This window comes from Bacteroides sp. MSB163, assembly GCF_036416795.1.
GTDB lineage: Bacteria > Bacteroidota > Bacteroidia > Bacteroidales > Bacteroidaceae > Bacteroides > Bacteroides maternus.
Genome location: NZ_CP143867.1, coordinates 6007630 through 6020575, shown reverse-complemented (window position 1 = coordinate 6020575; position 12946 = coordinate 6007630). Strand labels below are relative to the sequence as shown.

The 12946-nt window shown below is 46.8% G+C and carries 10 protein-coding genes and 1 pseudogene; 7 read left to right on the top strand and 4 right to left on the bottom strand.

Annotated features, from left to right (window positions below):
• Positions 1-18: 18 nt before the first annotated feature.
• The 4 genes from VYM24_RS23650 to VYM24_RS23635 all read right to left on the bottom strand — a co-directional run bounded on the left by VYM24_RS23650 (position 19) and on the right by VYM24_RS23635 (position 6380).
• Positions 19-1071 carry an efflux RND transporter periplasmic adaptor subunit gene (locus VYM24_RS23650; RefSeq protein ID WP_330941054.1) on the bottom strand — a complete coding sequence of 351 codons (1053 nt, stop codon included), beginning with the start codon at positions 1069-1071 and terminating at the stop codon, positions 19-21.
• Positions 1072-1174: 103 nt separating this feature from the next.
• Positions 1175-3487 (bottom strand): family 65 glycosyl hydrolase domain-containing protein, encoded by a 2313-nt coding sequence (locus VYM24_RS23645; protein WP_330941053.1) that lies wholly within the window; start codon positions 3485-3487, stop codon positions 1175-1177.
• A 227-nt stretch (positions 3488-3714) separates the two neighbouring features.
• Entirely contained in the window at positions 3715-5091 is a 1377-nt protein-coding gene (locus tag VYM24_RS23640) for an MFS transporter (RefSeq protein ID WP_330941052.1), read from the bottom strand.
• Between the two features lie 281 nt (positions 5092-5372).
• Positions 5373-6380 (bottom strand): LacI family DNA-binding transcriptional regulator, encoded by a 1008-nt coding sequence (locus VYM24_RS23635; RefSeq protein WP_115501556.1) that lies wholly within the window; start codon positions 6378-6380, stop codon positions 5373-5375.
• A gap of 374 nt (positions 6381-6754) precedes the next feature.
• Here VYM24_RS23635 and VYM24_RS23630 point away from each other — a divergent pair, with 374 nt between their 5' ends.
• The 7 genes and pseudogenes from VYM24_RS23630 to VYM24_RS23600 form a co-directional block, all read left to right on the top strand.
• Complete coding sequence (locus VYM24_RS23630; RefSeq protein WP_330941051.1) at positions 6755-7924, top strand: AraC family transcriptional regulator; 1170 nt, start codon at positions 6755-6757, stop codon at positions 7922-7924.
• Positions 7925-8124: 200 nt separating this feature from the next.
• A complete protein-coding gene (locus tag VYM24_RS23625; protein WP_330941050.1) occupies positions 8125-8337 on the top strand; it encodes a hypothetical protein in 213 nt (70 codons plus the stop codon).
• A gap of 7 nt (positions 8338-8344) precedes the next feature.
• The gene (locus VYM24_RS23620) at positions 8345-10021 is read left to right on the top strand and encodes a leucine-rich repeat domain-containing protein (protein WP_330941049.1); all 1677 of its coding nucleotides are present in this window, start codon (positions 8345-8347) and stop codon (positions 10019-10021) included.
• Positions 10022-10246: 225 nt separating this feature from the next.
• Entirely contained in the window at positions 10247-10705 is a 459-nt protein-coding gene (locus VYM24_RS23615; RefSeq protein ID WP_330941048.1) for an HU family DNA-binding protein, read from the top strand.
• A 95-nt stretch (positions 10706-10800) separates the two neighbouring features.
• On the top strand, positions 10801-11118 hold the full coding sequence (locus VYM24_RS23610) for a type II toxin-antitoxin system RelE/ParE family toxin (protein WP_330941047.1): 318 nt from the start codon (positions 10801-10803) through the stop codon (positions 11116-11118).
• 9 nt (positions 11119-11127) lie between these two features.
• Entirely contained in the window at positions 11128-11439 is a 312-nt protein-coding gene (locus VYM24_RS23605) for a HigA family addiction module antitoxin (protein ID WP_330941046.1), read from the top strand.
• A 94-nt stretch (positions 11440-11533) separates the two neighbouring features.
• Positions 11534-12928, top strand: a pseudogene (locus tag VYM24_RS23600) (AAA family ATPase); the annotation flags it as partial.
• Positions 12929-12946 lie beyond the last annotated feature (18 nt).

Below are 12946 nucleotides of genomic sequence, written 5' to 3'. Positions count from 1 at the left end.
GTCGCAGTAGTTGGTAGTCTAATTGATAACTTTCACCGTTTGTCCGTCCACCAGTTGGTGCACTCCGGCTATTACGACACTTTCTTCCGGTTGCAGTCCGGCAGAGATAAGAGCATTGGCTTCTCCGGTAGGGGAGTATACGGTTACTTCCCGCTTGCTTACCTTATTATCCTTTACTACCCACACATAGGTTTTCTGGTTCTCGCTTTCACCGAATATGGCACTGAGCGGAATATTCACAAGCTTTTCTTCCAGGAAGGGAGCTACGTCCGAAGCCAGTTTGATTTTGCACGTAAATCCCGGTTTTACATCGTATAGGGAACGGTTGAAAGCAGGATCTTCAATTGTAATAGTTACCGGGATACCTGTTCCGGCTGTAGAAATGTCCAGATATTCTTCCAACTGTGCGTTGAATACCGTGGCCGGATAGGTATCGAATACCACTTTGAATGTTACGTCCTTTGCCCGGAGTAGATAGAGATAATCATCCGGTACGGTGAATTTGATACGGAGCTTTTGTGTGTTCACCAATTGTACAATGCCTTCCCCAGAGTTCACGCGCTGATAGTTTTCTACCAGACGTTTTTCAATAGAACCGTCGAAGGGAGCGGTAAGTTTGGTATCCCGCATATTATTGCTGGATAATTCATAAGCTGACTTTGCCTTTTGATAATTGGCAACGCTGATTTCATATTCCTGCACGGAGATAGCTTGGCGTCCCAACAGGCGTTTGTTACGTTCTACCTGTGCTGCGGCAGTCTCGTAAGCGGCTTTGTCGGCGGCGTATTGCAGGGAAATGTCACGCGGATCAATGGCGGCGATCAGCTGTCCTTTCTTTACCCGCTGCCCTTCTACCACAGGCAGATTTATGACCTGTCCGCTGACACGGAAGGCCAGTCGTACGTATTCTACGGCTTCTACAATACCGGAGAAGTCTTTCCGGATGACCGATTGGGAGCTGGCGGTAGCTGTCTTGACAGGTCGGATCAGCATGGCATCGCCCTCTTTCTTGTGCCCGCATGATGTGGCAAGCAGCATCACGCTGATGGCAAACAAATAGATTTTCTTCATACTAATGTATAGTTGTTCGTTTAGGTATAAAAACATAAAACCGGAAAAACAGATAATTGTTCTCCCGGTTTATTTTGTTACGCATTATTAATGATACAGGCTTCTACTCCTCTATCCTGAGCAACAAATCGGTGCCCAATTTGAGCTTATAAACGTTTTTATATACTTGTATGTTCAGTTCCTCTCCGGCAATAAGTGAAATATTTATTTCTTTGCCTACATGCATATGAAGTGTACGTCCCTGATAATTTATCTGGAAGGAGTAACTGTTCCACTTCTTTGGAATGACTGGGAAGAAAGAGAGTATGCCCTCCAGAATCTGCATCCCTGCAAAGCCTCGTACAATGGCAAGCCAGCTGCCCGGCATACTGGTGATATGCAGTCCTTGATGAGTTTCGTTGTTGTAATCATCCAGGTCGAGACGGGTGGCATGCAGAAAGAGTTGGTAAGCCTTTTCTACTTCGCCGATGCGGGCGGCAAGAATGGAGTGTATGTGCGGGGAAAGTGAAGATTCATGTACCGTCATTGTTTCATAGAAATCAAAGTTGCGGCGGACAGTTTCCTTGTCGAAATTGAAGTAATACAGATATAATCCCAGTAATACATCGCTTTGTTTGATGTAGCATGAACGAAGAATACGATCCCACGACCAGTGCTGATTGATGGGGCGTTCTTCGGGTGGAATGGCATTGGTACTGTTCAGTTCCTTATCCAGGAAACCGTCATTTTGTACAAAAATCCCCAGTTCTTTATCTTCCGGCAGATACATACGGTTGATGATGTCGCGCCAGCATTCAGCCTCTTCTTGTTGGCGGAGATTGGTGACACGGCGTACACGCGCATATTCGTCGGGGTATTCTCCGGCAATGATTTCAAGATAGTTAAGTGTCATCTGCAGGCACTGCGCACACGAGTAATTGGTGTACCAGTTATTATCTACGTTGTTCTCGTACTCATCCGGTCCGGTGACACCCAGTATCACATATTTCTGTTTTGGTTTGGAGAAAGATACACGTTGGCTCCAGAAACGGGAGACGGCAATCATTACTTCCAGTCCGTATTTGGCTATATAATCTTTGCTGCCTGTAATTGCGGCATGTTGTGCAATGGCATAGACGATGATATTGTTGCGGTGTATTTCTTCAAAAGTGATTTCCCATTCGCTGTGGCATTCCTCACCACTGTAAGTGACTTGCGGAAACAGTGCGGCACCATCTTTGAAACCCAGTTTGCGGGCATTCTCTATCGCTTTCGGCAGTTGGTTATAACGGTATATCAACAGGTTCTTCACAATCTCCCTCGGAGTAGAAAGCAGGAAGAACGGTACACAACAAAGTTCTGTGTTCCAATATGTGTTTCCACCGTATTTTTCGCCAGTGAATCCTTTCGGACCGATATTCAGGCGCGGATCATCACCACGATACGTCTGGCATAGTTGGAAGATGTTGTACCGGATACCTTGTTGTGCTTCCGGGTCACCTTCGATAACCACATCCATTTCCTTCCATATATTGGCCCAGGCTTGCCGGTGATCGTTTTCCAGCTTGTCCCAGCCATCGATTTTAATCTGGCGGGCTTTGGCGATGGAATGTTCTATCAATTCCTGACGTTCATCATAGAGCGACGAATTTATGGCGGTATATTTGATGAGCATCACGTTGTCTCCAGGTTTTACATCTGCTCCGATACTGAATCCGGTTTGTTTTTCCTTTTCAATGCGTATCGGGTTTGAGGTGGTTTCTTTGCCGTTCTTGAAGAACTGATAGGTCATGGCATAGCACACTTGTGCATCTTCCCGCCGGGTTTGCGTCCATAGATAAGCACAATCCTTTGTGACGCCGGAACGGAGGATATTCCATATCTTCTCGTTCGGATCATCATCCTTATTGACTATGATTGCATCCAGGGAGGGAATCAGTGATATTCTTCCTGTATAATTGATGGAGGTGACGCTGTATTTTATCAGGCATAAATCGGGGTGAGCCATGTTGTTGATATGCTCCACATGTACCCGTATTTGGTTTCCCCTGGGAGAAGTCACTTCAAAATCGCGGTAGGAGATACCCGCTTTCATATCGAGACGGCGATTGAAACTATTTACGTCCCATTGTGCCAGGTCCAGTTCTTCATCGATGAGACGCAGGCTGACGCGTGCCCAATCCGCTGCATTGGGAATGCGGGTGTAGAAAGCAGGAAAGCCGTTCTTCCACCAGCCTACACGCGTTTTATCCAGAAAAGTGATACCGGCTACAAATGAACCGCGATACGAGTCGCTTGAATAAGGCTCTTCAAAATTTCCCCGTTGTCCGAAGCGTCCGTTCCCCAGGCTGAATATACTCTCGGACATTCGCAGGTTGTCAGCGTGAAAGTTATCTTCAATAATATTCCATTCATCGGTTTTAAGGTATCTTTTCATGGCGTGTATTTCGTTGGTGATTATGGCCGTAAAGATAAACAAATTAACGGATAAACGGCAAAAAGAGGAAAAAAAGAAGACAAAATTTACTTTTGGGTTAAAATGTGCTCTACTTCTCTACGAGCAACGCCCCATTCATCGTAGTGAAACAGGGCGTTGGTCGTAGAAGAAAGAGGTTGTTATCGTAGAGCAACGAAGACTTCCTTCAGAATATAGTTTCGCAAGGATTATGCTTTTGCTTGTTCTCCTTTGGTCTCTTTGATTAAATATACACAAACGGCGCCAATAATCAGCATGACACCTGCCATAACCAGCATATTGATTTCGGGAGGCAACATACCTTTGGGAGTGAACAGGGCAAGAATGCTTCCACCAAGTGAAGCAGCCACAATCTGCGGAATACAGATTGTTCCGTTGAACAAGCCCAGGTAAGTTCCCATGTGTCCACCGCTCAGTGCGTTGGTCAGGATGGTGAAAGGCAATGCCAGCATAGCGGCCCATGCGCAACCGATCAGTAAGAAGGAAATGAATAATACATATTGATTATGAACAAAATAGGTAGAGATGAAACCTAATCCACCCAGTACCAGACTGAGAGAATAGATCAGTTTGCGATCCTTGAACAGCGGGATGCAGACAGCCCATAGTACAGAACCGATAGCCTGTACGGCGAACAACACGCCTACCCAGTCGGCAGCATCCTGATATTGAATACTCTTGGTATCCAGCATAACTTTGCTGACTCCGTTCACTGCGGTTTCTACTGTAGGAGCATCGAATACATTGGCAGCTACACTACCATTGGTATACGTCCACATAAACATGAAAGCAAACCAACAGAAGAACTGAACCAAACCTACTGTCCAGAAAGCCTTCGGTGCTTTCACCAATAGCTTCACCATATTGATCTTTTCTTTTTCTTCCTCTTCGGTGATGCCGTGGTATTCAGCGTATTCGGCGGGTGGCATTTCCTTTACTTTCACTGTGGTATAGATTACACAGAGTATCAGAATGGCTGCTCCGATATAGAAGGAATAGATAACCGAGTCGGGAACTACACCTTGGGGAGCTATGTTGCTGATGCCTATCCATGTAAAGATGAACGGAAACAGGAAACCTACCAGGCTGCCGGCATTACACAGGAAACTCTGGATAGAGTAGGCAAGTCCTTTTTGCTTTTCGTTTACCATGTCGCCCACCATCATTTTGAATGGCTGCATCGCCATATTGATTGATGTATCCAGGAACATCAACGATACCAGTCCGAATATCATTGCCGTGCTGACTGCCATACCGAAACTACCGGCATTGGGCAACAGGCACATTACCAGTACGGCTACCAGTGAACCGACAAAGAGGTAAGGAATACGGCGCCCGAAGCGCGTCCACGTCTTGTCGCTTGCAGCGCCCACGATGGGCTGCACGATGATACCTGCCAATGGTGGCAATATCCAGAAATAACTTAAACTGTGCGGGTCTGCACCCAATGTCGCGAAAATACGGCTGATGTTCGCACTCTGCAAGGCGTATGCAATTTGTACGCCAAAAAAGCCGAAGCTGATATTCCACAGCTTCCAAAAGCTCAAATCAGGTTTTACTTTCATTCTTATATTTGGTATTAGATATTATAATCTGTTTTATAAATGATAATTTACCAGCGTAGCGCTGGAGCAAGGTTCTCCTTCGACGTGCAAGTAATCTTTCAGACGCGGATGACACGGATGACGCGGATTCTTTTTTCCTTCGGTGTGATATGCCGGTATGTATAGCGCAGCTTTAAAAATCCGTGTCATCCGCGTCTAAAAGATTAAAGTCCGCGTTCGTCCGCCTTATCCGCGTAGTCCGCGTACCCATTCCCTCGCCGCTAAATTATCATTTCTTTTTCTTATTTCGTCGTCCCCCTCACTACAAGATTCGTCCTCACAATCTTGTTGCTACTCTTGTCATCGCCCCCTTCCAGCTTGCCTATCAGAATGCTGAAAGCACTTTTCCCTACTTCTTCTCCATGCTGTTCCACGGTTGTCAGCTTCGGGTCGGTGCTTTGGGCAATGGCTCCATCGGTAAATCCGCAGATCGATACTTCATCGGGTACTTTCTTCCCAACCAGCTTACAGGCATAAAGAATTCCTGAGGCCGTTTCGTCGTTGATGGCGAAGAAACCATCCGGATGGCCGGGCCCTTCCAGAATATCCGGAGTGATGGCTATGGCACGTTCACGCGTATCACACAGCATAATCATGCTGTCGTCCACAGGAATTTTATACTTCTTCATGGCGTCCAGATAACCATTCCGGCGGTTCTTGGTGATTTCCAGATGCGGGGCTGCTCCATAGAACAGGATACGCTTGCAACCTGTCTGTATCATATACTCCACGGCGGCAAAAGAGCCGGCATAGTCGTCCACTACTACCCGCTCCGTTTTCAATCCGGTGCAGATGCGGTCGTAGAATACAATGGGGATATTGTTATTCAGCAAGTCCTGATAATGGTCGTATTGGGAAGTATCTTTTGCCAGTGAGGCAATCACACCACAGACGCGGGCGGCAAGGAATGAATGTACGATTTTCACTTCCTGTTCGTAAGATTCGTTGCTCTGGGCTACCAGAATATTGTATCCTGCTTCGGCGGCAGCCTTTTCAATGCCACTCAGCACACACGAGAAAAAGTGGTGTACCAGTTGCGGCACGATTACACCGATTGTATTCGAACGGCTGGCACGAAGATTAACGGCAAGTACGTTGGGTTTGTAGTTATGTTCCCGGGCATACGCATGTATAAGGTCACGGGTCTCCTGGCTGATGTCCGGGTTATCTTTCAGCGCCCTCGACACGGTGGATGGCGAGACGTTCAACGCCCGGGCAATATCCTTGATGGTTATCTGCGGTTTATTCATGGTATATAAATTGTTTCAGCCAAAGATAATGCAAACCGGAGGCAGTACAAAATAAGCTTGCTTATTTTTATTGCTGAGGTGCAGTTCTTCTTATTCAAAGGTTACTTAAACAGGGATAGCTGCCAAACTGAAAAACGTAAAGCCAACTAATCCGATTGCAAAAATAGCGGAATAGATGAGAATAAGCTTCTGTGTTGAGAATTATCGGATTATAGAATAGTGCAAACGTTTGCAAAGCCGTAGAAAGTCTTATTTCCCTTCTGTTTACATTGGGAGGCGGAGATAGGTGGTATAAAAAGATGAAGTTTTCAGGATTAATTATTTGGCACACAATGTAAAAAGAACTAATTTTGCCGTTATAACGCTCTTATCACATGGATGAAACGACATACGAGTTTTTAACGGGTGCTTCCGCCTTTGTTATTGCAATATTAGGAGTTATGTTGGCGACTACGAAGATATTGCCGGAAAGCGGATTGGCGAAACTTCGAAAAGCCCGTAATATTCTTGTACCTTCTTATTTTGTGCTCTCACTTCTCAGTGCGATGTGTTGCCTGACGGGGTATGACCGCCGTATCGAACCGGCCAGTACGCTTTTTGTTGCTTCGTTCCAGTCTCTGCTTTTTACGATGTCCATGTTGGTTTTCATACGTCCCAATGCGGTCAGATGGAGTGTGGTATTCCGGCAGGCGGGAGGTATCACAGTAGCGGGTATTGTCTTGTTTGTCTCCCTGTTCTGCTTTACGGATTATTTCTCATGGTTTTTTTATGCGGGTCTTATTGCTTATGTCGTTCAGCTGATTGTCTATACGAGGCAATTCATATCGTCTTACCGCAAAACGGTGCAAGAGGTAGAAGACTATTATGACGACGATGAGGAAAGTCGTTTGGCATGGGTGAAGATCGGGTTCTATAGTGCACTGGCTATCGGAGTAATGGCTATACTTATTATATTTAATCCCGGTTGGTACAAATTCTTCGTTCCCCTGTATGTGGTTTTCTATAGTTTCATGGTGATTTGGTTTGTGAACTACTACCATAGAATGAAATTTGTAATCCCGGTCATTGCGTCCGTACCGCAAGAGGCGAATGTTTGTGCGGTCTCGGCGGAGACAGTTGCATCAGAGACAAATATGAAGGAAGAAACGGCGGAAGAGACAACAGAGGATGCAACACCGGAAGATGCGATAGCGGAAGATGAGATGTCCGAAGCGAGGCAGGCATTAAAAGAAAGGTTGCAGAAATACGTAGATGAGAAAGAATACTGCCAAAGCGATGTTCCTTCCGGTATGGTGATTGCTTCTTTCGGGACAAGCAAGGCTTTCTTCCGGCAATATATGAAAAGTTGCTATGGCATCGACTTCCGTCCGTGGCGTAAGGAACTACGCATACGCGAGGCATCCCGGTTATTTGCCGAGCATCCCGAATATAGTATAGAAGATGTATGTGAGATGGTAGGTTACAACAATAGTAGCAATTTCAACAGAGACTTTAAGCAACTAATGGGAATGACTCCCAAATGCTATTGTAAGCAATTCTTGTAGTCCGCTTGAATTAAGAGCCTGTTTTAGTTTCCTTTTCAGGCTATCTTTCATTGATTTTCCTGCTTTTCAGCATAGGTGAAATTATCTTTCGTTCGATTGAACGAAAGATAATTGATATTATTTGGCATGAATACGTCTGTGCGGTAATTTCGTGGCAAACAATTCAGTATTCATTATACAAAAGACAGGAGACAACGAGTATGAAACCAACAGAAAAGCAAAAGTACACCGCCCCCGCCATCGAAGTGATACGGATGGAAAGCGAGGGAATTATGGCAAGTAGTCTGGGCGACATGCCGCAAAGACCTTGGGGCAGTAGCGCCGGCCGCACCCGTTCCACCGGCTATGGCCGCGCCGCATCCGGCAGTGACCTGGAAGACCTTATCAACGACATTCTCACCATTGAAAAATAAGCGCTATATGAAGAAAATCATCATACCCACCATCCTCTTCTGCCTGACAATGGCGGCAGGATGCAGCCAGGACGAACCGGCAATGGAAACTCCCGATAACGGCAACGCCCCGGGAAAACAGATAACCGTCACCGCCGCCATGCCCGGTACGGGAGCGGATACCCGCCTGACATACGACGACCAAACCAACGCGGAAGGCAACGGAAAGCTCATAGTGAAGTGGGCGGCAAGTGGCGAAAAGATATACCTTTATAATAGGACTAAACAAGCGTCATCCACCCTTCAACAAAAAGCAAGTTCACTCAGCCCGGATGGCAAAAACACCGAATTCACCGGGAATTTGCCTGAGGGAACAGAAACGGGCGATGAACTGTACGCCTGCTACCAACACGGCTTGACTGACATGAACTTTACTCTCGCGGTAGTTCCGGCTATATCTGAGTATATCCCGGAATGGCTAAGCTTGAGCATCCCCGACATCACAAGTGACGGAACTCCGCGCAACATAAAGCACACCATCTTTGCCAAGACCACCTATCAGGGAGAATCCACCGTCAGCTTCAGCTTCCTTCCCCTGACGGCGGCGCTGAAACTTACTATACAGGGAATACCCGCCGGAGTAACCATCACCGGCTTGCAACTGAGCAATGTGTCTCGTGCGGCAGACGTGGATCTGACGGTTCCTCCTCTCGCCTACTACTCTGAAAATGAAATATCCATGGAGAAAATAGAAAACCTCTCCCTTACCTCATCGGGTAATGTTTTCTATACCGCCCTCGTGCCCGACAGAATACCCGAGGTGTTCATAACCGCCACCGATAGCGAAGGGAAAAAGTATGTAGCCGCCCTGCCCACTATCACAATAGAAGCGGGAAACGTATACGTGGCAGAAGTGACACTGAAAGACGTAGTACCCGACGAACCTATCGATATGGACCAGTATGCCTCTGCTGTTGAAGTAAAGGCCGCTATCCAAGCCATCCTCAATGCCGACGTCACCGAAATCAAGCTCAAGGGCGACCTTGCCAAGGCGGGAATGGGCGGTGGCTGGGGTACATTTGCCGATAATAAACAAATCACGAAATGCGACCTCACCGGAGTGACGGGCTGGGGTGCAACGCCAACACTGCCCGACAACGCCTTTATTAATTGCACCGCCTTGCAGGAGGTGGTGTTGCCCGATGACGTGCGGGTAATCGGAGAGTATGCTTTTGGCAACTGCTCTGCGCTGACTACGGTGAATCTTTCGCAGGTTGTCCAAATTGATAAATACGCATTTCAGAACTGCACTTCATTGGCGGAACTCACGCTGGATAATGTGACGGTGATAGACGGGGATGCTTTCTTCGGATGTACAAGTCTGCAAACGCTCAAAATACCGAAGTGCAACCGGTTCGACAATTATATCGTTACGGGATGCAACTCTCTTACCCGGATAGAGGCCACCGCAGCCGGTGATTTCGTTGGTATAGATAATGCCAACAGTATAGAGCGCAAGGCTGTTTTTCACAACAGAAGCACTCATTCCGGAGATAACGCATTTAATCCTGCCAATTGCGACCTCGTACTGAACGTCGATAAGAAAGAGGATGGCAGTGCCGTCCCCAAAGTCTCCAACGGTAACGGATGGACTGTGGCGGCCAATGCTAGCCCCATGATTTGGAAAAGCATCGGCTTTCAATGATTGACATCGGGGGCATTCCCTCTCCCGGCACGGAATAAGCCTTTTCCCGAAGTTAAACTTTGAGGCGGTCAAAGTTCAACATTGGCATCGTCAAAGTTTAACTTCGGCACAGTCAAGGCTCAGCCTCCTCCTTTGGGAAGTTTCACCTGCCCGGAGTAATAGTGGCGGGAGGAGACGGAGCGGATAATACAGCAACAATATATTCACTTTAAAAAACTTACAATTATGGCATTTTGGAAAAAACAACAGAACAAGTCAAAGAAAGTATATTACCCCCAGGCCATCGTCAAGGGCAAACCCGTAGAAACCGAAGACATAGCCAAGGAACTGGCTCGCATCTCCACCGTCAGTAACTCCGACGTGCAGGCGGTGCTGGGCGACATAGCCCCCGTGATGCACACCCAGATGAAACAAGGAAAGTCCGTCCACATCAAAGGGCTGGGCTACTTCCGCTACACGCTCAATACCGTAGGCGTGGCCGACCTCAAGGATTTCGATTTTCAGAAACAAGTGAAAGCCGTCCGTGTGGAGTTCACTCCCGACCGGGAGAAGACCTCCAGCGGCACCTACACCCGTGCGCTGGTGGACAGTGGCACGCTGGAGTGGATTGAGCTCCCCTCCGATACTGTGGACGATAGTCCCTCAGGAGGCGATGGCGGCATAGAGGAAAATCCGTTGGGTTGACATCGTTTTTTTTGTTACTCTAAAACAAAATCCTTAAATATTGTGGACTTTAAAAGAATTGCATTAACTTTGCATCAGTTGACTACAATCAAAGCATGGAGATAAAGTTTGATAAAGAATATTTAGAGGAATTGTATCTCAAGGGAAAGACTTCTGATAAGAAGCATCGTTTTCAGCCCCCAATCGTTGCCAAATATCGTAAGACGATAGATCTGTTGGAATCGGTGGCAGTAGTAGAAGATCTTTTTAGATACCATTCGTTGCATTACGAGGTACTTGTTGGCGATAAAGCCGGCTTGGAATCGGTTCGGGTGAACGATCAGTATCGTATAGAGTTCAAGACAACTAAAGTGGTTTCTGAGATTGTAATCACCGTGTGTAATATAATTGAATTGTCTAATCATTATAAGTAAATAAAAGATATGGCAACTGTAAGATTCGGATATACCCCGACCCATCCCGGCGAGGTGCTGAAGGATGAAATAGAATACCGCAAGATTTCACAACGGAAACTGGCGGAACAGATGGGCATTTCTTACAAGGTACTCAACGACCTTTTGAATGGACGTCGCACGTTGACCACTGCCACTGCCATGATGTTTGAGGCTGCATTGGATGTTCCTGCCGATTCACTGATGCGATTGCAATTGAAATATAACATGCAGCAAGCAATGAGCGACAGAACGCTTATGGAGCGTTTGAACCAGATACGTAAATACGCTGCTCTGCTATAGATGCCCCCTTTATAAGAACTTTTGTTATCTTTGTGTCGTTATCCCGTCATAAAGCGACGGATTAAATATCCCAAAAACAGTAGGAGGACAGCATATGGACCCATTAGAATACTTAGTACCCGGCAGAAAGAGACTTCCCTACGGCATGATGAACTTTGCCGACATCCGCCTCGACAATTATTATTATGTGGATAAAACCCGTTTCATCCCTTTGATAGAACAGGCAGACCGCTTTTTCTTCTTCATCCGTCCGCGTCGTTTCGGGAAGAGCCTGACGCTGAACCTGCTGAGGCAATACTACGACGTGCGCACCCGCGACAAGTTCGAAGCACTGTTCGGCGATCTGTACATCGGCCAGCACCCCACGCCGAGTCGTAATACTTATCTCGTGCTCTACCTCAACTTTTCCGGTATCACCGGTGAACTACACAACTACCGCAAAGGACTGGATGCGCACTGCCAAATCTGTTTTGACTACTTCTGCGAGGTCTATGCCGACCTTCTGCCGCAAGGCACCAAAGAAAAGTTGGACGCAATAGAAGGAGCTGTCAACCAGTTCGATTTCCTCTATCATGAGTGCGAACGCGCCGGACAGGATATATACCTTTTTATAGATGAGTATGACCACTTCACCAACGCCATCCTTTCCGACCCCGAAAGCCTGCATCGCTACACCAACGAAACACATGGCGAAAGCTACCTGCGTGCTTTCTTCAACAAGGTGAAAGCGGGAACGGATTCCAGTATCAAGCGCTGTTTCATTACAGGAGTAAGTCCCGTGACGATGGACGACCTCACCAGTGGCTTCAACATCGGAACAAACTACTCCCTCACGCCGAAATTCAATCAGATGATGGGATTTACGGAAGAAGAAGTGCGCGAAATGCTGACCTATTATTCAACGAACAGCCCCTTCAAGCACACTGTAGACGAACTGATAGATATAATGAAACCGTGGTACGATAACTATTGCTTCGCGCAGGAATGTTACGGTGAAACCACGATGTACAACTCCAACATGGTGCTTTACTTCGTCAAGAATTACATCTCGTGCGGTAATGTTCCGGAAGACATGGTGGAAGACAACATCCGCATCGACTACGAGAAACTGCGCATGCTCATCCGCAAGGACAAGGAGTTTGCCCACGATGCCTCCGTCATCCAGACTCTCGTGAGCCAAGGTTTCATCGTCGGAGACTTGAAGAGAGGATTCTCTACCACTAACATCACCAATCCCGATAACTTCGTGAGCCTGCTTTATTACTTCGGCATACTTACCATCAGTGGTATGTACCAAGGAAGAATCAAGTTTACCATTCCTAATTTAGTGATTCAGGATCAACTCTATACTTACTTGCTGAGTATCTTCAACTCCAGCAACTACGAAAAGAGTGAATTCCCCAACCAGCTCGCTCATGATGCTGATTGGCAAGCCTACTTCGACTACATTGCCGACTACCTGAAGAATTATGTCTCGCAGCGCGACAAGTAGTCTCCGGACCTTTAA